The 19059-nt window shown below is 34.9% G+C and carries 25 protein-coding genes and 1 tRNA gene; all 26 read left to right on the top strand.

Annotated features, from left to right (window positions below; translation table 11 throughout):
- Positions 1-16 precede the first annotated feature (16 nt).
- Positions 17-202: a type Z 30S ribosomal protein S14 gene (locus KW2_RS10670; RefSeq protein WP_003129946.1), complete on the top strand. Its 186-nt coding sequence runs from the start codon at positions 17-19 to the stop codon at positions 200-202.
- Between the two features lie 150 nt (positions 203-352).
- Entirely contained in the window at positions 353-958 is a 606-nt protein-coding gene (locus KW2_RS10665; protein ID WP_021037939.1) for a DUF6287 domain-containing protein, read from the top strand.
- 205 nt (positions 959-1163) lie between these two features.
- Positions 1164-1562, top strand: coding sequence for a 30S ribosomal protein S8 (gene rpsH / locus KW2_RS10660; RefSeq protein WP_011677155.1), 399 nt, complete (start codon positions 1164-1166; stop codon positions 1560-1562).
- Between the two features lie 217 nt (positions 1563-1779).
- Positions 1780-2316, top strand: a complete 537-nt coding sequence (gene rplF / locus KW2_RS10655; RefSeq protein WP_011836023.1) for a 50S ribosomal protein L6 — start codon at positions 1780-1782, stop codon at positions 2314-2316.
- A gap of 268 nt (positions 2317-2584) precedes the next feature.
- Positions 2585-2932 (top strand): 50S ribosomal protein L18, encoded by a 348-nt coding sequence (gene rplR, locus KW2_RS10650; protein ID WP_011677153.1) that lies wholly within the window; start codon positions 2585-2587, stop codon positions 2930-2932.
- Between the two features lie 18 nt (positions 2933-2950).
- Complete coding sequence (gene rpsE, locus KW2_RS10645; RefSeq protein WP_011836022.1) at positions 2951-3457, top strand: 30S ribosomal protein S5; 507 nt, start codon at positions 2951-2953, stop codon at positions 3455-3457.
- A gap of 10 nt (positions 3458-3467) precedes the next feature.
- Positions 3468-3647 (top strand): 50S ribosomal protein L30, encoded by a 180-nt coding sequence (gene rpmD / locus KW2_RS10640; protein ID WP_003129921.1) that lies wholly within the window; start codon positions 3468-3470, stop codon positions 3645-3647.
- Between the two features lie 294 nt (positions 3648-3941).
- The gene (gene rplO, locus KW2_RS10635; protein ID WP_011677151.1) at positions 3942-4385 is read left to right on the top strand and encodes a 50S ribosomal protein L15; all 444 of its coding nucleotides are present in this window, start codon (positions 3942-3944) and stop codon (positions 4383-4385) included.
- Between the two features lie 77 nt (positions 4386-4462).
- Positions 4463-5815 carry a preprotein translocase subunit SecY gene (gene secY, locus KW2_RS10630; protein ID WP_021037938.1) on the top strand — a complete coding sequence of 451 codons (1353 nt, stop codon included), beginning with the start codon at positions 4463-4465 and terminating at the stop codon, positions 5813-5815.
- 171 nt (positions 5816-5986) lie between these two features.
- Complete coding sequence (locus tag KW2_RS10625) at positions 5987-6634, top strand: adenylate kinase (RefSeq protein WP_011677149.1); 648 nt, start codon at positions 5987-5989, stop codon at positions 6632-6634.
- A 297-nt stretch (positions 6635-6931) separates the two neighbouring features.
- The gene (gene infA / locus KW2_RS10620) at positions 6932-7150 is read left to right on the top strand and encodes a translation initiation factor IF-1 (RefSeq protein ID WP_003130554.1); all 219 of its coding nucleotides are present in this window, start codon (positions 6932-6934) and stop codon (positions 7148-7150) included.
- 53 nt (positions 7151-7203) lie between these two features.
- Positions 7204-7320: a 50S ribosomal protein L36 gene (gene rpmJ / locus KW2_RS10615; RefSeq protein ID WP_001808836.1), complete on the top strand. Its 117-nt coding sequence runs from the start codon at positions 7204-7206 to the stop codon at positions 7318-7320.
- 17 nt (positions 7321-7337) lie between these two features.
- Complete coding sequence (gene rpsM, locus KW2_RS10610; protein ID WP_003130555.1) at positions 7338-7703, top strand: 30S ribosomal protein S13; 366 nt, start codon at positions 7338-7340, stop codon at positions 7701-7703.
- A gap of 20 nt (positions 7704-7723) precedes the next feature.
- A complete protein-coding gene (gene rpsK, locus KW2_RS10605; RefSeq protein WP_010906297.1) occupies positions 7724-8107 on the top strand; it encodes a 30S ribosomal protein S11 in 384 nt (127 codons plus the stop codon).
- Between the two features lie 48 nt (positions 8108-8155).
- The gene (locus KW2_RS10600) at positions 8156-9094 is read left to right on the top strand and encodes a DNA-directed RNA polymerase subunit alpha (protein WP_003130557.1); all 939 of its coding nucleotides are present in this window, start codon (positions 8156-8158) and stop codon (positions 9092-9094) included.
- A gap of 18 nt (positions 9095-9112) precedes the next feature.
- Positions 9113-9493 (top strand): 50S ribosomal protein L17, encoded by a 381-nt coding sequence (rplQ, locus tag KW2_RS10595; RefSeq protein ID WP_003130558.1) that lies wholly within the window; start codon positions 9113-9115, stop codon positions 9491-9493.
- 182 nt (positions 9494-9675) lie between these two features.
- Positions 9676-9748: transfer RNA gene (locus tag KW2_RS10590), tRNA-Thr, on the top strand.
- Between the two features lie 456 nt (positions 9749-10204).
- A complete protein-coding gene (locus tag KW2_RS10585) occupies positions 10205-11395 on the top strand; it encodes a peptidoglycan bridge formation glycyltransferase FemA/FemB family protein (protein WP_021037937.1) in 1191 nt (396 codons plus the stop codon).
- A 6-nt stretch (positions 11396-11401) separates the two neighbouring features.
- Positions 11402-12382 (top strand): glycosyltransferase family 2 protein, encoded by a 981-nt coding sequence (locus KW2_RS10580; RefSeq protein ID WP_021037936.1) that lies wholly within the window; start codon positions 11402-11404, stop codon positions 12380-12382.
- An 18-nt stretch (positions 12383-12400) separates the two neighbouring features.
- Positions 12401-13360: a glycosyltransferase gene (locus KW2_RS10575; protein ID WP_021037935.1), complete on the top strand. Its 960-nt coding sequence runs from the start codon at positions 12401-12403 to the stop codon at positions 13358-13360.
- A gap of 8 nt (positions 13361-13368) precedes the next feature.
- Positions 13369-14358: an alpha-1,2-fucosyltransferase gene (locus KW2_RS10570; protein WP_021037934.1), complete on the top strand. Its 990-nt coding sequence runs from the start codon at positions 13369-13371 to the stop codon at positions 14356-14358.
- Positions 14355-15878 carry a lipopolysaccharide biosynthesis protein gene (locus KW2_RS10565; RefSeq protein ID WP_021037933.1) on the top strand — a complete coding sequence of 508 codons (1524 nt, stop codon included), beginning with the start codon at positions 14355-14357 and terminating at the stop codon, positions 15876-15878. The genes KW2_RS10570 and KW2_RS10565 overlap by 4 nt, the downstream gene beginning before the upstream one ends.
- A gap of 29 nt (positions 15879-15907) precedes the next feature.
- The gene (locus KW2_RS10560) at positions 15908-16882 is read left to right on the top strand and encodes a GHMP family kinase ATP-binding protein (protein WP_021037932.1); all 975 of its coding nucleotides are present in this window, start codon (positions 15908-15910) and stop codon (positions 16880-16882) included.
- A 61-nt stretch (positions 16883-16943) separates the two neighbouring features.
- The gene (locus KW2_RS10555) at positions 16944-17519 is read left to right on the top strand and encodes an SIS domain-containing protein (protein ID WP_021037931.1); all 576 of its coding nucleotides are present in this window, start codon (positions 16944-16946) and stop codon (positions 17517-17519) included.
- A complete protein-coding gene (locus tag KW2_RS10550) occupies positions 17516-18061 on the top strand; it encodes a D-glycero-alpha-D-manno-heptose-1,7-bisphosphate 7-phosphatase (RefSeq protein ID WP_021037930.1) in 546 nt (181 codons plus the stop codon). Before KW2_RS10555 ends, KW2_RS10550 begins: the two co-directional genes overlap by 4 nt.
- Positions 18043-19056 carry a glycosyltransferase family 2 protein gene (locus KW2_RS10545; protein WP_021037929.1) on the top strand — a complete coding sequence of 338 codons (1014 nt, stop codon included), beginning with the start codon at positions 18043-18045 and terminating at the stop codon, positions 19054-19056. The genes KW2_RS10550 and KW2_RS10545 overlap by 19 nt, the downstream gene beginning before the upstream one ends.
- The last annotated feature ends 3 nt before the right edge of the window (positions 19057-19059 follow it).

Here is a 19059-nt window from a genome sequence, read left to right as displayed (position 1 = left end):
TAGGGAGAATACATAAATGGCTAAGAAATCTATGGTTGTTAAAAACCAACGCCCTGCAAAATTCTCAACACAAGCTTATACTCGTTGCGAACGTTGCGGACGTCCACATTCAGTTTACCGCAAATTTAAACTTTGCCGTATCTGTCTTCGCGAATTGGCTTACAAAGGTCAATTGCCAGGCGTTAAAAAAGCTTCATGGTAATTTGTTAATTATCGTGTAACGAATAAAAATTACTGACAGGATTTCTGTCAGTAATTTTTTTATACCTTAGAAGTATTATGAAAACATGGTCTATTTATAGTGGATTAAAAGTGAGAATTTGCTATAATGGTGAGGAAATAGGAGGGATTTATGAAAAAAATATCAGCTAATATTAAAAAGTTTGTAGGAATTAGCCTAATTCTTTTAGGAACTTTAACCGTTTTATCGGCCTGTAGCAGTAAAGAAAGTAAAAAGTCTGAACAAAGCAGCTCCTCTTCAAGTATTAAAAATAATGAAAGTATTCAAAGTAGTAGTTCGTCTTCAAGTACAAGTTCATCAAGTTCAAATTCAAGTTCTTCCAGTCAGGAAGGATTTGGAAACAGTTCACAAATTCTTTCAGGGAATTATTCTTCTTTGAATGGAACTTGGCAGACTGCTGATGGTACTTCTAAAATTATTTTAAAAAACGGTAACATCATTTTTAGTTCAGAATATGTGAGAATAATATCAAATCCAATAGCTAAGGATGGAATAATTATTGCTGATGCATTGAATGACAAAAGACACATGGGCTTTATGTTTGCCTCTGCTTATAATTCACCAATCTTTCCAAATTCCTCAAATTTAGATAAGACAGATTCGGGAAAAGACCGGCTTATAATAACTACGGATGAAGAAGGCATAGAAATATTTGATACGATGCCAACATCATTTTATTATAAGGTAAGTAATGATACCACAGGTTTGAGTTCATAAGTTATAACAAATTACTGGCGATCCTGTCAGTAATTTTTATTCTAAAAAATCCATGACACACCCGAAAACATTGTAAAGAAAAATGTTGACAGAGTGCGGAACTTCTGCTATACTAATTAAGTTCGGTCTTTTTATGAAAAAGACCTCATTAATTTGAAAGTGGGATTTGAACAAGCCCAAACTACAAATAAGGAGAAATTACACTATGGTAATGACTGACCCAATTGCAGATTTCTTGACTCGTATTCGTAATGGTAACATGCGTAAATTCGATGTTGTTGAAGCACCTGCATCAAAAATCAAACGTCAAATCGCTGAAATCCTCAAAGCTGAAGGTTACGTGAAAGACGTTGAATACGTTGAAGATAACAAACAAGGCGTAATCCGCGTTTTCCTTAAATACGGTAAAAACGGTGAAAAAGTTATCACTAACTTGAAACGTATCTCAAAACCAGGTCTTCGCGTTTACGTGAAATCTGATGATGTCCCTAAAGTTCTTAACGGACTTGGTACAGCAATCATCTCAACATCTACTGGTGTCGTAACTGATAAAGTTGCTCGTCAAACAAATGTTGGTGGTGAAGTAATTGCCTACATCTGGTAATTATTTTAGGAAAAACTTCATTTTCTGAAGTTTTATCCTCACATTCGACACTTCTAAATGCTGTGTTGAACTGACAAGCGATTTTTCGTAAGTCAAATTTACTGACAAAGATAATTTTATTTTTGTCAGTAAAAAACTATATCTTTTAAGTCAAAATTGATTTAAAACCCGTGAAAACAGATTGAATTAAATCTGATAATTTAACAGGAGAAAAAAAATGTCACGTATTGGTAACAAAGTCATCGTTATCCCTGCAGGCGTATCTGTAGAAGTAAACGGTGCAACTGTCACTGTCAAAGGACCTAAAGGTGAACTCGTTCGTTCATTCAACGAAAACATCACACTTGAAATCGCTGAAAACGAAATCACTGTTAAACGTCCAAACGACACTAAAGAAATGAAAATGCTCCACGGAACTACTCGTGCCCTTCTTGCTAACATGGTAGAAGGTGTTTCAAATGGTTTCTCTAAAGCACTTGAAATGATTGGGGTTGGGTACCGCGCACAATTACAAGGAACTAAACTTGTATTGTCTGTTGGTAAATCTCACCAAGACGAAGTTGAAGCACCTGAAAACATTAAGTTTGTTGTTGCAACTCCAACTTCTATCGTCGTTGAAGGTATCAGCAAAGAAGCTGTTGGTCAAACAGCAGCTTACATCCGTAGCCGTCGTTCTCCAGAACCTTATAAAGGTAAAGGGATCCGTTACGTTGGTGAATACGTTCGTCGTAAAGAAGGTAAAACTGGTAAATAATTTTTGCGTCGGGCTTGCGTCGTTAGCTTTTGCTTTATGTACGTCAGTACGATTCAGCACGGACTTCGTCCTAAAAGCTGCCTAGCAATCTTTTAGCAAAAAATGTTATCCGTAATTGGTGGTTTGATTTAGGTCAAATTGCCAGTATTTTGTCAATGCTAACTTTGTTAGACAGACAAAAACTCCCCGCTTGCTGATTATTTTATTAATCAGTAAGAAAATCGATGGCAAAAACTATCGAAATTTAAAATAATATAGAGGTAGAATTGTGATTTCTAAACCAGATAAAAACAAACTCCGCCAAAAACGTCACACACGTGTACGCGGAAAAATTTCAGGAACTACTGAAACTCCACGTTTGAACGTTTTCCGTTCAAACACAAACATTTATGCACAAGTCATTGATGACGTTACTGGTACAACACTTGCATCAGCTTCATCACTCAAATTGACTGGTACTAAAACTGAACAAGCCGCAGAAGTTGGTAAACTCGTTGCTGAAGCTGCAAAAGCTAAAGGCGTTGAAGAAGTTGTCTTCGACCGCGGTGGTTACCTCTATCACGGACGTGTTGCAGCACTCGCTACAGCAGCTCGTGAAGCTGGATTGAAATTCTAAGGAAAGGGGTAATTAAACATGGCAGAAAACAGAAGAAATGATCGCGAACAAAGCGAATTTGAAGAACGCGTAGTTTCAATTAACCGCGTTACTAAAGTTGTAAAAGGTGGACGTCGTCTTCGCTTTGCAGCACTTGTTGTTGTTGGTGACCGTAACGGTCGCGTAGGTTTCGGTACTGGTAAAGCTCAAGAAGTTCCTGAAGCTATCCGTAAAGCAATCGAAGCAGCTAAGAAAAACCTTATTACAGTTCCTATGGTAGGTACTACACTTCCTCACGAAGCACTTGGTGTCTTCGGTGGTGGTAAAATCCTCCTTAAACCAGCTGTAGAAGGTGCTGGAGTTGCCGCAGGTGGTGCCGTTCGTGCCGTCCTCGAACTCGCTGGTGTTGCTGACGTAACATCAAAATCACTTGGTTCAAATACACCAATTAACGTTGTTCGTGCAACAGTTGATGGTTTGACTCAATTGAAACGTGCTGAAGAAGTTGCTGCATTACGCGGTAAATCTGTATCAGATTTCGCCTAAGGAGGAAAAAATGGCTCAAATTAAAATTACATTGGTAAACTCACCAATCGGCCGTATCCCTGCTCAACGCAAAACTGTTAAAGCACTCGGTCTTGGTAAACTCAACAGCTCAGTAGTAAAAGAAGGTTCACCTGCTATTCTTGGTATGGTAAACTCTATTTCTCACTTGGTAAAAGTTGAAGAAGCATAATTACTATTGCATAAAATAACAATCCTATCTTTACTGATAGGATTGTTTTTTTCTTAAAAAATCCGTCAGTAATTTAAAAACTTGTAAATTTTATCTCACCAATTCAAAAGATAACTTTAGAATTGTAAAATGCAGGACAAACGAGGAAATAGCTTGTAATTCCAATCGAAAAATAGTAAAATAATAGGAGTCTGTTAATAGACAAATAAATATATTGAAGTATCGGCGAGTTTAATTTTCACGTTCCTTACATGAAAATTAGGCGACAGCAAGGTACAAAATAAGGAGAAAAAAATGGAACTTCATTCATTGAAAGCTGCTGAAGGCAGTCGTAAAGTACGTAATCGCGTAGGTCGTGGTACATCATCAGGTAATGGTAAAACATCTGGACGTGGACAAAAAGGTCAAAAATCTCGTTCAGGTGGTGGAGTACGTCCTGGTTTTGAAGGTGGACAAACAGAATTGTTCCGTCGCATGCCAAAACGTGGTTTCTTGAATGTTAACCGTAAAGAATACGCTATTGTCAACCTTGAAACTTTGAACCGTCTTGAAGATGGCGCAACTGTTTCAGCTGAAACTCTTGTAGCTGCTAAAATCGTTAAGGACGTTAAATCAGGTGTTAAAGTTCTTGCTAACGGTGAATTGACAGCTAAAAACCTTACAGTTAAAGTTGCTAAAGTATCTGCTGCTGCCAAAGCTGCAATCGAAGCTGCTGGTGGTTCTGTAGAAGAAGCTTAATTTTTACATTTCAATTGGCGGTTGAATCTTCAACCGCTTATTGTCTATTTACAATTAAAACGCTTTAAGGAGATTTTATGTTTTTTAAGACGCTTAAGGAAGCCTTCAAGGTAAAAGACGTCCGAGCAAGAATTCTCTTTACGATCTTCATTCTTTTTGTTTTTCGCCTAGGTGCTCACATTACTGTACCTGGCGTTAATGTACAAAATCTACAACAAGTTGCGGATTTGCCATTCTTAAGCATGATGAACTTGGTTTCTGGTAATGCAATGCAAAACTACTCACTCTTTGCAATGGGAGTTTCGCCTTATATCACTGCCTCAATCATTGTGCAATTATTACAAATGGATATTTTACCAAAATTTGTTGAGTGGTCAAAACAAGGAGAAATTGGACGTCGTAAGCTGAATCAGGCGACACGTTATATTACCTTAGTGCTTGCTATGGCACAATCTATCGGGATTACTGCTGGTTTCCAAGCCATGAGCTCGTTAAATATTGTGCAAAACCCAAATTGGCAAAGTTATTTGATGATTGGGGTGCTTTTGACCACAGGTTCAATGGTTGTTACTTGGATGGGTGAACAGATTAATGAAAAAGGTTTTGGATCAGGTGTTTCAGTAATTATCTTTGCTGGGATTGTCTCTGGTATTCCATCAGCCATCAAATCTGTTTATGATGAAAAATTCTTAAACGTAAGACCATCTGAAATTCCTATGTCTTGGATATTTGTTATTGGATTGATTTTGTCAGCAATTGTCATTATTTATGTTACAACATTTGTTCAACAAGCGGAACGTAAAGTACCAATTCAATACACTAAGTTGACTCAAGGCGCACCAACAAGTTCGTACTTGCCACTTCGTGTCAATCCAGCTGGTGTTATTCCAGTTATCTTTGCTGGTTCAATTACAACTGCACCTGCTACGATCTTGCAATTCTTGCAACGTTCACAAGGTAGCAATGTAGGTTGGTTATCAACCTTACAAAATGCTTTGTCATATACGACTTGGACAGGGATGCTCTTCTACGCATTATTGATTGTTCTCTTTACTTTCTTCTATTCGTTCGTTCAGGTTAATCCTGAAAAGATGGCTGAAAACCTTCAAAAACAAGGTTCGTACATTCCATCTGTTCGTCCGGGTAAAGGAACTGAGAAGTATGTTTCTCGTCTATTAATGCGTCTTGCAACGGTTGGCTCGCTCTTCCTTGGATTGATCTCTATCATTCCTATTGCGGCCCAAAACGTTTGGGGACTTCCAAAAATCGTCGCTCTTGGAGGAACATCATTGTTAATCTTGATTCAAGTTGCTATTCAAGCGGTTAAACAACTTGAAGGATATTTACTTAAACGTAAATATGCAGGATTTATGGATAATCCACTTGAAATTGCTGTAAATAATCAAAGTAATTTTCCAGAAATCAAGTAGATGACTTTTAATAAAGTTCATGCGTAAAATAAAATCTTGTCATTAGACAAGGTTTTTCTTTATTTTTCAGTAAAAATACGCTAAAATAGTGTAGGTAAAAGACAGTGCACATCTGCATTTTACTGACAGAGCTGTCAGTAATTTATAAAATCAAAATCAGGAGAAAACAAAATGAATTTATTAATCATGGGACTTCCAGGAGCTGGTAAAGGAACTCAAGCCGAATTTATCGTTAAAAATTATGGTGTAAACCATATTTCAACAGGAGATATGTTCCGTGCAGCGATGAAAAATGAAACAGAAATGGGTAAACTTGCTAAATCTTTTATTGATAAAGGTGAACTCGTTCCTGATGAAGTAACCAATGGTATTGTCAAAGAACGTTTAGCACAAGACGATATCAAAGCTTCAGGTTTCTTGCTTGATGGATACCCACGTACGATTGACCAAGCGCATGCTCTTGATACAATGCTTGAAGAGCTTGGCATTAAACTTGATGCTGTTGTAAATATTGTTGTTAATCCAAATATCTTGGTTGATCGTTTAAGTGGTCGTTACATCTGCCGTAATTGTGGAGCAACTTATCACAAAATTTTCAACCCAACTAAAGTTGAAGGAACTTGTGACGTTTGTGGTAGCCATGACCTTTACCAACGTGCTGATGATGTACCAGAAACAGTTAAAAACCGTTTAGATGTCAACATCAAAGAATCTGCGCCAATTATTGAACATTACACTGAACTTGGACTTGTTAAAAATATCGAAGGCGAACAAGAAATTAGTCAAGTTACAGATGATATTAAAAAAGTTTTAGGCTAATAAATCATAAAACCTCTGTCAGAGGTTTTTTTAATTATGAAAATGAAAGATAAAATTTACTGACAGAAGAGTCAACAAGCTTAAAAATAAAAAGAAACACCCGAAAGCATTGCCATAGGTACTCTTATCAGATAATCTGAAAATAAAAATGGACTCAGGCTAGAAAAATAAAGGCTTTTATGAAAGAAAGACTTGCATTTGTTGTTGAAAAATGCTAAAATACATAAGTCCGACTTTTTAGATATATTTAAATTTGTATTTATATCTTTCGGGAAATTTTTAAGGAGGTACTTTTGCTTGGCAAAAGATGATGTAATTGAAGTAGACGGCAAAGTCGTTGACACCATGCCGAATGCGATGTTCACTGTTGAACTCGAAAATGGTCACCAAGTCTTGGCGACGATTTCAGGAAAAATTCGTAAGAATTATATCCGTATCTTGCCTGGAGACAAGGTTCAAGTTGAACTCTCACCATACGATTTGACACGCGGACGAATTACTTACCGATTTAAGTAATCCGGACATTCATTGAGTGCATGATGCACAGTAACCATAGAAAGGAAGACACAATGAAAGTAAGACCATCAGTTAAACCAATCTGCGAATACTGTAAAGTTATTCGTCGTAACGGTCGTGTAATGGTAATTTGCCCTGCCAATCCAAAACACAAACAACGTCAGGGATAGAAAGGAAATAGAAAAATATGGCTCGTTTTGCTGGAGTTGATATTCCAAACGAAAAACGCATTGTTATTTCATTAACATACGTATTCGGTGTTGGACTTCAAACATCTAAGAAAGTACTTGCAGCTGCAGGTGTTTCAGAAGATATCCGTACTAAAGATTTGACATCAGATCAAGAAGATGCAATCCGTCGTGAACTCGATGGCTTGAAACTCGAAGGAGATCTTCGTCGTGAAGTGTCACTTAACATCAAACGCTTGATGGAAATCGGTTCTTACCGTGGTATGCGTCACCGTCGTGGACTTCCTACACGTGGACAAAACACTAAGAACAACGCTCGTACACGTAAAGGTCCTGCTAAATCAATCGCAGGTAAGAAAAAATAATTAAATAGAAAGGAGTTAAAATGGCAAAAATTACACGTAAACGTCGTGTTAAAAAGAATATTGAATCTGGGATTGTTCATATCCAATCAACATTCAACAACACAATCGTTATGATCACAGACGTTCATGGTAACGCCCTTGCATGGTCTTCAGCTGGTGCACTTGGTTTCAAAGGTTCTAAAAAATCTACACCTTTCGCCGCTCAAATGGCCTCAGAAGCTGCTGCTAAAGCTGCTCAAGAGCAAGGTTTGAAAACTGTATCTGTTACAGTTAAAGGTCCTGGTTCAGGTCGTGAATCAGCTATCCGCGCACTCGCTGCAGCTGGTCTTAATGTAACATCTATCAGTGATGTGACTCCTGTACCTCACAATGGTGCACGTCCTCCAAAACGTCGTCGTGTATAATTAGTCACTCTTGTCACTAATCACTTTTCGCTTTAGAGGAGAACATACATGATTGAGTTTGAAAAACCAAAAATTACTAAATTTGACGAATCAGAAAATTACGGTAAATTCGTTGTTGAACCACTTGAACGTGGTTATGGTACAACTTTAGGTAACTCTCTGCGTCGCGTCCTTTTGTCATCACTTCCTGGTGCTGCTGTGACTTCAATTCAAATTGAAGGTGTTCAACACGAATTCGCAACAATCCCTGGCGTACGTGAAGATGTCATCCAAATCGTTCTTGCGGTTAAAGGAATTGCCATCAAATCATACGTTGAATCTGAAAAACAAATCGAACTTGACGTTACTGGTCCTATGGATGTTACTGCTGGTGATATCTTAACTGATAGCGACATTGAAATTGTCAACAAAGACCATTACTTGTTCTCTATTGCTGAAGGTCACTCAATGCGTGCTGTAATGACTGTTAAAAAAGGATACGGCTATGTTCCGGCTGACGAAAATAAAGTCGATGGAGCGCCAATTGGCACAATTGCCGTAGACTCAATTTACACACCAGTAAGTAAAGTAAATTATCAAGTTGAACCTGCCCGTGTTGGTGGAGATTCTAGCTACGATAAATTAACACTTGAAATTACTACAAACGGTACTATCGTTTCTGACGAAGCTTTGTCACTCTCAGCTAAAATTTTGACAGACCACTTGAACTTGTTCGTTGATCTTTCAGAAGTTGCAGCTGAAGCTGAAACACTTGTTGTTAAAGATGAAGTTAAAACAGAACGTGTGCTCGATAAAATTATTGAAGAAATGGACTTCTCAGTTCGTGCTTACAATGGTTTGAAACGTGCAGGTATCAACACTGTTGCTGATATTGTTGAAATGAGCGAAGCTGACATGATTAAAGTCAAAAACCTCGGTCACAAATCAGTAGAAGAAGTCAAAGTTAAATTGACTGAATTGGGACTTTCCCTTAAAAAAAGAAAATAATAATATAGGAGGAAACAAATGAGCAATCGTAAACTCGGACGTACATCTTCACAACGTAAAGCTATGCTTCGTGATTTGACTACAGATTTGATCATCAACGAAACTATCGTTACAACTGAAGCTCGCGCTAAAGAAGTTCGTCGTACAGTAGAAAAAATGATTACGCTTGGTAAAAAAGGTGACCTTTCAGCTCGTCGTGCAGCAGCTGCTTACGTACGTAATGAAATCGCAATTAAAGATTTCAACGAAGAAACTGAAACTTTCCCAACTGCCCTTCAAAAATTATTCAACGACCTTGCTAAACGCTACGAAGGACGTAACGGTGGTTACACTCGTATCCTTAAAGTTGAACCACGTCGTGGTGATGCTGCGCCTATGGCAATCATTGAATTGGTTTAATTTTATTAAATCTTGAAGTAATAAAATACTAAATTGAGTGTTATGATGTTGGCGGGGGTTTCTGTGGGTGCATGTGTTGAGTTGTGATTGACTCTCTTTCGCATCAGCCTTGCTTATAGTCTAGCTCTGTCTGATTAGATTAAATTTCTAATCTGGTCAGACCACTCAATTTATTTATTTTAGCCGTTGTAGCTCAGTCGGTAGAGCAGCACCATGGTAAGGTGAAGGTCGACAGTTCGATTCTGTTCAATGGCATATAAACTTAGACAAATAAAAAAACTCATTTTGGATTAGATGAGGTTTTTTTATTTGTCTAAGTTTTTTTGTAATCAAAAAAGGGCAGTCAACAAGATTGCCTTTTTTCATTTATAAAAAATTTGAGAAATGTTAGGGAATTCACTAAAGAAAATGAACGGAATAGTGTAATATGTTGTATCCTTGTGAATACAATAAAGAAATAAAAGTATAGATAAAGAAAAAGAACATGATTTGTTGACAAAAAATATAATAATGTGTAATATAGATGTATTAGAAAAGTTTGACTATTTAATATATGTATCTAAAAAATTTGTAACATCCTCAACTGTAAAATAATAGAAATGCTCAATCTTTTATGAAATAGTATGGAGTGATTGAAAGCTTTAGTGGTAACCTTTTACCAAGACAAAATGAGAGCAGCAAAATTTAAAAAATTAGAAATTAATATATTTTATGAATGAATATACATCAAGAGAGTTTGAATTCAAAAGCATCGTAGACTTGGAAAAGGTTGAAAACTTCATACTCAAGTCACCGCTTTTTGATATTTTGCAGACGCCATCATGGAGAAATGTTAAAGATGAATGGAAGTCAGAATTTTTAGGATTTACGGAAAAAGGGGAGACAGAACTTTTAGCTTCTTGTTTAGTACTGACGCGTTCTTTACCTCTGGGTTTTAAAATGTGCTATATTCCACGAGGCATTATCATGGATTATTCCGACGATGAGCTTTTAAGCTTTGTTGTTTTGAAGTTGAAAGAATATGGTAAGAAAGAAAAGGCGCTTTTTATTAAATTTGACCCGCTTATTGAAGAGAATTCGGAGGGAAAGCGACTTATTGAAAAGTTAACTCTATTAGGAGTGGCTTATGGAGGAAGAACAAAAGAAATTCATGAAACAATACAATTTCGTTTTGATGCCACAATCTATAGAGACGATTATAGCTACGAGAAACTATCAAAAAAGTTTAATAGTCGATTAAATAAAGCCAAAAAAGCCTTTCCTGAAATTAAGATTGGTCAAGAAGAATATAGCGAGGATTTTGCTCGCTTAATGACATTAACAGAGACAAGAAAAGTTATAAATTTAAGAGATAAAGCATATTTTGAAAAAATTCTAGCTGCCTTTCCCAAAAATTCTGCTATTGTTATTGTTTATACAAATGTTAAAGAACTTTTGGATGAAGCAAAGACCGAAACTTTGAAATTATCAAAAAGAATCAAAGATATAAGTAATGAAAAGAAAAAAGTTCTTTTAGAACATCAACTTCTTGAAAAAAAGACTGAGGTGAATGATTTAGAACAAATCATAAAAACTTCGGGAGAAATTGTCCCAAGTGCAGGAAATTTAATAATATATTATGGTGAAAAGTCATACAACTTGTATGCAGGGATGGATGATGCTTTCAAAAAATATTATGTTTCTTATCTTTCTTGGGATGAAAGTATAAAGTATAGCTTTCTAAAAGGAGCTTTGATGCATGATATGGGGGGAGTAGAGGCAGATTCTGGAGGTTTACGCTCTTTTAAAAAAATGTTTAATCCTTCCTTTAAGGAATATGTTGGAGAATTTGATATTCCTACAAATAGACTTCTTTATCCTCTAATCAAAAGACTCTATAAAATGCGAAAGGATAAAAAGTAGAGAATTATGCCTAAAATAAGCATTATTGTTCCAGTTTATAATAGCGCCCCCTTTTTAGAAAGATGTTTAGATTCGATTATTAATCAGACTTTTCAGGATTTCGAATTAATTCTAATAGAAGATGGCTCTGATGATAAATCTCCTCAAATCTGTAAACATTACCAACAGAAAGATCGTCGTATCCAACTATTTTATGAGCAACATAGTGGACAGAGTGTAGCCAGAAATCTGGGTCTAACTAAATCTCAGGGAAAATATATTTGTTTTATAGATAGTGATGATTATGTTACTTCTGATTATTTGGAACGGCTTTATGAAGTGATAGCGCAAGAAAAAGTTGACCTAGTAAGTTGTCAGATGAGAGGGGAGAGCTACTTAAAAAGTTTGACACCAAAAGAGAGTGGAAAGCTCACCTATTTCCAAACAAATGATGATTTAATGGCTGCCTATCTTCAAGAAAGTCCGTTTAGTTTTGGACCGGTTACAAAGCTTTATCATCGAGCATTGTTAGAAGGGATATATTTTTCTGAGCATAAAATATATGAGGATTACTATTTCAATTACCAGTATTTTTCAAAGATAAGCTCGGCAGTTGCAATTGATTTTGTAGGTTATTTTTACATTCAAAATCAAGAGAGTACTGTAAGAAAATCCTTTGATTTAAGACAACTTGATAATATTACCGAACAACATAAAGTAATCAAAGAAGTTAAAGAAAAATATCCAGAATATTTACCCATTGCTGCTTATAATTTAGCTTGGGGTTACTATTGGATTATCATAAAATGTCTGGCTTTGCTTAAAGAGAATAAAGCAAAATCTAAAGAGTATTTAAAGATTATCAGAAATTATCTCATTGAAGATCAAGAAATTTTGCAAAGAGCTCTTGCTCTTAAAACTAAAAGAGAAAAGTGGACGATTAAAATGGTTAAATCTTGTCCGAATATTATCTGGTGGGCTTATAATATAAGATTCTACTTCAAATGAGGGGCACCTAAAATAATAATGAAAAATATAAAAGTTTCGGTCATTGTGCCAATATATAATTCAGAAAAATATATTCGTTCTTGTTTGGAGTCTTTAATCAAGCAAACTTTAAAACCCATTGAAATTATTCTGGTTAATGATGGTTCGACTGATCGTAGTATTGACCATATCTTTGATTTGATTGAAAAATATAATTTTATTCGACTTATTGAGATTGAAAATAGTGGGGCAGCTGAAGCTAGAAATAAAGGACTTGCTCTTGCGTGTGGTAATTATATTAGTTTTGTAGACAGTGATGACTTTGTGCATTCTACTTTTTTAGAAAAACTTTATCAAGAAGCTGAAAATAAAAAACTTGATATCATTTGTGGAAGTTTCGAAGCAACTTACAAAAATAAAGTTTCCAAGAAAATGGAAAGAAATAACGAACTTTTGAGGGCTGGAGTCCAAGAAGGAATAGTACTTTTTAAGAAACAAATTCAACTAAGAAATTATATTCCAATGATTTGGGCCTATATGTATCGGCGAGAATTTTTAATGAAAAATGGTCTTTGGCTTTCCCCAAAAACGATTCATGAAGATGAGGAATTCACCCCGCGGGTTTGGAACCTTGCCAAACGAGCAAAAATTATCGAGACTTTCGAGTACATTTATCAAAGAGAGCATGAGGATTCTATTATTGAGAGTAGAGATGGAAGCTCCGTCCTAGACTTGGAAAATATATTAATTTCTTTTATGAAATATGAAGAAAATTTATCAGGAAAAAGCAAAGAATCTTTTGATTATGCTCTGCTATACGTACTAGATCATTATGTTTACTATGGCCGGATGACAAAAACTCTTAATAAATTGCTGATAAAAGGCATTTATTCTAGATTGGGTCGAGCAAAAATACTAACCTTCAAACAAAAGATAAAATATTTTCTAATAATAAAAAGCACTTGGCTTTATTTTTTAGTTCAAAATTATCAAGAATGAGAAGTGAAATGAAAAAAATAGTAGTTGATATGGATGGTCGTTTAGGCAATCAAATGTTTCAATACGCTTATGCCTTGAAACTAAAAAAAGAAATTCCAAAGAGTGAAATTATTATTAATTTCTATAGAATTTCGCTTTATGGAGATTTAGCACCAAATGAGCAAGGGTGGATGAATAATCTTCAATACTTTCATGCAGATTATCAACTGGATCAGCAAAAATTATCAAATTTTTTAATTCAGTATTTATCAAAAAGGCAATATTTCTGGCTAAGAGTAACAAATCGCCTCTTACATCATTTATCATCCTTCAAAAGGCATTCATACTTTCCTTTTGGTAAATTGCCTAACTTTCTGAAATATTATAGTCGATTTCTGTATCGAAAGGGTTTGTTAATTTATCCCAGTAAGATAAAAGACTTAAACTATGAGCCTCAAAATGAAACAATCTTACTTCATTCATATTTTGAAGATGCTAGTTTTTTTGAAGGAATGCAGGCTGAGCTACAAGCAACCTTTTCTCCAAGAGAGGGATTACTTGAGCAAAATAAAGAGTTTTATAGAAAAATTCAAGAAAGCCAGTCGATTTGTATTACAATCCGCCGAGGCGATTATCTCTCAACGGAAAATCGTCAGTCCTTTTTTCAATGTGATGAATCATACTTCATCAAAGGAATTGAAATACTTAAATCAAAAATCGTCAATCCAGTTTTTTTCTTTTTTAGTGATGATTTAGAGTACGCAAAACAGTTTGCAGAGGATGTGATGACAGAAGAGGATAATTTTATGGTCGAAAAAGAGGGAAACCCTGTTTGGGAGAAATTAAGATTAATGAGCGCCTGTAAGCATTATATCATTGCAAATTCCACTTTTTCATGGTGGTGCCAATTTCTATCAGCTAATCCACAAAAAATCGTTGTAGGCCCTAAAAATTGGTATCCTAAAGATTCTATTAATAAAAATAATGCCCTAGTACAAAGTGATTGGATACAATTATGAGAATTCAAAATTCCTTACGTAATATGATAACAGCAGTGATGCAGATTGTTGTTACAATCATTCTAAGATTTATAGCTCAATCCTATTTCATACATATTCTAGGTTTGAAATATCAAGGACTTAATGGACTTTTTTCAAGTATTATTGGCATGCTCGGGATTGCTGAGCTTGGGCTGGGGACAGCTATCTTATTTAACATGTACGAGTATATTGCTAAAAGAGATATTGAAACGATAAAATCATTATTAAAATTTTATCAGCGCTGTTATCAAGCTATTGCCGGATTTGTCATTGTTTTTGGACTTGCTCTTATGCCCTTTTTACATGTTTTTGTTAATATGTCTTCGATTAATGAAAATGTATATGTAATTTATTTACTTTTTTTAGCTGATTCAGCTTTTTCCTATTTATTAATTTATAAACAATCAATACTGATTGCTCACCAAAAAAAACATCTGATTAATCTGGCAGATTTAGCGTATACGATTATCTATAATTTAGGGCAGATTGCTTTGTTAATTCTAACCCATAATTATATTCTCATTTTGTTGCTTGTTCTTTTTCTTCGTTTAGCTGAAAATATTATGATTAGTCGAGTTGCGGATCGACGTTATCCATATATTAAAGATAAAAATGTTCAATTGTTGGATAAAAAAATTGCTCGAAGATTGATAAAACAAATGAAAGGACAAGCTTTTCACGTCATCGGAGGATTTGTTGTTTTTGGAACAGATAATATGATAATCAGCTCCTTCTTAGGACTTACTGTTATGGGGCTCTATAGTAACTATTTATTAATAACGAATACGCTCAACAGTTTTTTACTTCAAGTTGTAGGAAGTGTAACTCCGAGTGTGGGGGATTTATTAACGGAAAAAAATGGTAAAGAAAATTTTAAAGTTCATCAGCATTTAACCTTTATCTGTTTCTGGCTCTACTCATTTTCAGCAATTGGGATTTATATTGTAACGCAGCCTTTTATTGAGTTATGGCTGGGGAAAAATTATCTCTTATCTGGTGGTGTTCTGTTGGTTGTTGCACTCAACTTTTATGTTCAGGGAATGAGAAGTCCAATGACAGTCTTTCAGCAAGCGGCTGGTATTTTTTATGAGAATAGGTTCGTCCCAGTAGCTGAAGCGATAACAAATTTGATAGCTTCGATTGTATTGATTAAATACTTAGGGCTTGCGGGTGTTTTACTGGGAACAATTATATGTACAATGATACTTTATGGTTACAGTTTTCCAAAATATACTTTTGTTCCGATATTCAAAAAGAAAGTTTCTGTTTATGTAATTGAGCAACTCAGCTATCTTTTTATCTTTGTTTTACTCTTTATATCCACAGTAGTCGTATCGCATTTTTTAGACGTAAGCAATGTCTGGGGAAATTTTATACTTAAAATTGTAATTTGTCTCATTATACCCAATGCTTTACTTATCTTACTTTTTAGAAAAAGTAGAGAATTTAGATATTTTAGAAGCTTGGTCAATGGTTTATTTTCAAAAAATAATGGTTAGAAATATAAATATTAAGGAGAAATATTTAAATGATTATTGTACGAGCCCCCTTTAGGGTATCTTTCGCAGGAGGCGGAAGTGATATTGCAAGTTTTTACGAGAAAAATGGAGGTTGTGTCCTTTCAACAACAATAGATAAATATATTTATTTATCCGTTCATCCATCTTTCAATGCTAATGAAACAATATTACGTTATAAAAAAAGTGAAGTGGTTCAAGAGATTTCGGAAATTGGTCATGATATTGTAAGAGCTTGTCTCCAAAAGAAAAATATAAAAAATATCGAAATTCATTCAGATGCAGACATTCCAGCAGGAACAGGGCTGGGTTCTTCAAGTACATTTACAACGGCTTTATTAACGGCTTTGAATAGCTACAAGGGACAGAAAACAGATAAGGAACAACTTGCTCAAGAAGCTTGTGAAATTGAAATAGAGGATTTAGGAAACCCTATTGGGAAACAGGACCAATACGCTGCAAGCTACGGTAATCTTAACTTTTATCGATTTCAAAAAGATGGTTCTGTTAGCGTTGAAGCAGTTAAGATGAGTTCAGCTGATAAAGAGAAAATGGCAAATAACTTATTGATGTTCTATATTGGAGGAGTTCATGATGCTCCACAGATTTTGTCAGAGCAGTCTAAAAATATTCAGGAGGTGAGTAAAGAAAAGAACCTGATTAGAATGTGCGAGCTTGCTGAAAAATTAAAAGTTGAGCTTGAAAGTGGGAATATTGATGCTCTTGGAGAAATTTTACATGAAAATTGGCTTTTAAAAAGAACTTTGGCAAGAGGAATTTCCAATACTAGAATTGATGAATATTATCAATTGGCTTTGGAAGCAGGTGCGCTAGGTGGTAAATTGCTGGGCGCAGGTGGAGCAGGATTTTTATTATTTTATGCCACTAAAGACTCGAAAGAAAAAATTAGGAAAGCTTTAAAGCTTCCTGAAATTAAATTTTCTTACGATACCGAAGGAACTAAAGTCATTTATGAGGAAAAATAAAAACCATATATTTCTACTAATAAATTGATTATCAGCTATGCATAGCAAAAGGAGAAATTAAATGAATTATACAGAAGAAATCACAAACTATTACGCACGTCTTGAAAAAACAATAGAATCACTTGATAAAGAAGCACTAAATCAGGTGATGAATCTTTTACAAGAAGCTTATGAAAATGAAGTAAGAATTTATGTTTGTGGAAATGGTGGCTCTGCAAGCACTGCTTCACATATCATGAATGATTTTAACAAAGGACTTTCTTATGACCAAGACAAAAAATGGCACCTTGTTTGTTTGAATGATAATGTGGCAACGTTGATGGCTATTGCCAATGACGATAGTTATGATAAGGTTTTTTCAAAACAACTTGAGGGCAATATCACAAAAGATGATATTTTGCTTGCGATTTCTGGAAGCGGAAATTCAAAAAATATAATTGAGGCGGTTAAAGAGGCTCAAAAAGTGGGAGCTAAAGTCGTTGGAATGACAGGTTATGATGGAGGAAAACTTTATCAAATGAGCGATTTTAATATGCATGTACCTATCAATGATATGCAAATCGCTGAGGATATTCACCTTACTTTTAATCATATGATGATGTCTGTCTTTTATAAAAAGGTTGCGAATGAAAAATGAGAAAAGCAATTTTCTTTGATCGTGATGGGACGCTCAATGAATTTAAACTAGGAGATTATATTACACAAGTTGAAGAGCTTGTATTACTTAACGGAGCAGCAAGAGCAGTAAAAAAAGCCAATGCAGCGGGCTATTTGTGTATTATTGTTACCAATCAAGGAGGAGTTATTCATAACAGAGGACTCGCTTATTCTGATGTTGAAAGAATAAATGAACGATTGGTCCAACTTTTGAATGAGGAGGGTGGCAAAATTGATGGAATTTATGTTTGTCCGCATTATCCTGGCTATGAGTCTTGTACATGCCGTAAACCCAAAACTGGCTTGATTAATATGGCTGTGAGTGATTTCAGTATTAGTCTGAATAATTCATATATAATCGGGGATTCTGATTCTGATGTCTTGGCTGGAAAAAATGCAGGTCTTAAAACAGTAGGGATAGGTGAGCGAATAAAAACCGAGGCAGATTTTTGTACTTATAATGTCGAAGAAGCGGTGAATTATATTTTGAAAAGAGAGAGTAAATGCCAAAAGTCAGTGTAATTGTACCTGTATACAATGTTGAAAAACTTTTAGAGAGATGTTTGAATTCTGTTCTCAATCAAAGCTTCCAGGATTTTGAGTTGCTATTGATTGATGATGGTTCAAAAGATAGTTCTGGTCAAATCTGTGATAATTATGCAAAAAAAGATCAGCGTGTGCGCGTTTGGCATATTCCAAATGGAGGGCAAAGTGCAGCTAGAAACTTGGGAATTGATAATGTCTACGGAACCTATATTGCTTTTATTGACAGTGATGATTTTGTTGAATTAGATTACTTAGAGCAGCTTTATCAGCCAATGGTTGAATATGAAGCTGATGTCGTGAGTTGTCGTTATATCGCTTATTCGGAAGAACGAGATGAAGAAGTAAAGAAAATAATTCAGGAAAATCAAGCAAAAGTCTATCATTTTAGAAATAATCATGATGTTATGCAAGATTTTTTAGAGAAAGAATTCAAAGATGATAGAAATTTTCCTTGGGAGTCTTATGCAAATCTTTATAAAACCGAACTTCTTGGGGAGATTCGTTTTGAAGTGGGCAGAGAATTTGAGGATAATTTCTTCAACTATCAGTACTTTAAAAAAGTCCAAAAGGCCATTGCAACAAGCTACATTGGTTATTATTATTACGCTAATCCGACCTCAAAGACAAGAATTACTTTTTACGAAAAACAATTCGATTTAATCCAACAAGAGCGTTTAATAATAGAAGATGTAAAAATTAAATACCCGGAGTTTATAGATTTAGAAGCTAATAATTTAGCACTTAAATATTGTTGGCTTTATGGTAAGATTTTTGGTGATATTCGATTTTCTAATTTTTCGGTTAGTAAAAAAAATATTCGGATCATTCAAAGTCTTTATAAAGAGGATAAAAAATATTTTCTAAAATTAGATATTGGAAAAAAATGGGGAACATTTTTGAAATTGGCAAGTTCATTTCCTTATGCTACTGGATTATCCAATCGATTATACAGACTACTAAAGCAGAAATAAGCC

Source organism: Lactococcus cremoris subsp. cremoris KW2 (assembly GCF_000468955.1).
GTDB classification, from domain to species: domain Bacteria; phylum Bacillota; class Bacilli; order Lactobacillales; family Streptococcaceae; genus Lactococcus; species Lactococcus cremoris.
The sequence above is the reverse complement of the archived record's forward strand: the minus strand, read 5'-3'. Positions and strand labels throughout refer to the sequence as shown.

Bases quoted from the DNA above. Each gene is read 5' to 3' on its own strand.
- rpsK (WP_010906297.1), top strand. From the start codon at position 7,724: ATGGCAAAAATTACACGTAAACGTCGTGTTAAAAAGAATATTGAATCT.
- KW2_RS10570 (WP_021037934.1), top strand. From the start codon at position 13,369: ATGAAAAAAATAGTAGTTGATATGGATGGTCGTTTAGGCAATCAAATG.
- rplQ (WP_003130558.1), top strand. From the start codon at position 9,113: ATGAGCAATCGTAAACTCGGACGTACATCTTCACAACGTAAAGCTATG.
- KW2_RS10600 (WP_003130557.1), top strand. From the start codon at position 8,156: ATGATTGAGTTTGAAAAACCAAAAATTACTAAATTTGACGAATCAGAA.
- KW2_RS10545 (WP_021037929.1), top strand. From the start codon at position 18,043: ATGCCAAAAGTCAGTGTAATTGTACCTGTATACAATGTTGAAAAACTT.
- KW2_RS10555 (WP_021037931.1), top strand. From the start codon at position 16,944: ATGAATTATACAGAAGAAATCACAAACTATTACGCACGTCTTGAAAAA.
- secY (WP_021037938.1), top strand. From the start codon at position 4,463: ATGTTTTTTAAGACGCTTAAGGAAGCCTTCAAGGTAAAAGACGTCCGA.
- KW2_RS10625 (WP_011677149.1), top strand. From the start codon at position 5,987: ATGAATTTATTAATCATGGGACTTCCAGGAGCTGGTAAAGGAACTCAA.
- rpsH (WP_011677155.1), top strand. From the start codon at position 1,164: ATGGTAATGACTGACCCAATTGCAGATTTCTTGACTCGTATTCGTAAT.
- rplO (WP_011677151.1), top strand. From the start codon at position 3,942: ATGGAACTTCATTCATTGAAAGCTGCTGAAGGCAGTCGTAAAGTACGT.
- rpsM (WP_003130555.1), top strand. From the start codon at position 7,338: ATGGCTCGTTTTGCTGGAGTTGATATTCCAAACGAAAAACGCATTGTT.
- rplF (WP_011836023.1), top strand. From the start codon at position 1,780: ATGTCACGTATTGGTAACAAAGTCATCGTTATCCCTGCAGGCGTATCT.
- rpmJ (WP_001808836.1), top strand. From the start codon at position 7,204: ATGAAAGTAAGACCATCAGTTAAACCAATCTGCGAATACTGTAAAGTT.
- rpmD (WP_003129921.1), top strand. From the start codon at position 3,468: ATGGCTCAAATTAAAATTACATTGGTAAACTCACCAATCGGCCGTATC.
- KW2_RS10580 (WP_021037936.1), top strand. From the start codon at position 11,402: ATGCCTAAAATAAGCATTATTGTTCCAGTTTATAATAGCGCCCCCTTT.
- KW2_RS10665 (WP_021037939.1), top strand. From the start codon at position 353: ATGAAAAAAATATCAGCTAATATTAAAAAGTTTGTAGGAATTAGCCTA.
- KW2_RS10670 (WP_003129946.1), top strand. From the start codon at position 17: ATGGCTAAGAAATCTATGGTTGTTAAAAACCAACGCCCTGCAAAATTC.
- rpsE (WP_011836022.1), top strand. From the start codon at position 2,951: ATGGCAGAAAACAGAAGAAATGATCGCGAACAAAGCGAATTTGAAGAA.
- KW2_RS10560 (WP_021037932.1), top strand. From the start codon at position 15,908: ATGATTATTGTACGAGCCCCCTTTAGGGTATCTTTCGCAGGAGGCGGA.
- KW2_RS10550 (WP_021037930.1), top strand. From the start codon at position 17,516: ATGAGAAAAGCAATTTTCTTTGATCGTGATGGGACGCTCAATGAATTT.
- KW2_RS10575 (WP_021037935.1), top strand. From the start codon at position 12,401: ATGAAAAATATAAAAGTTTCGGTCATTGTGCCAATATATAATTCAGAA.
- KW2_RS10585 (WP_021037937.1), top strand. From the start codon at position 10,205: ATGAATGAATATACATCAAGAGAGTTTGAATTCAAAAGCATCGTAGAC.
- KW2_RS10565 (WP_021037933.1), top strand. From the start codon at position 14,355: ATGAGAATTCAAAATTCCTTACGTAATATGATAACAGCAGTGATGCAG.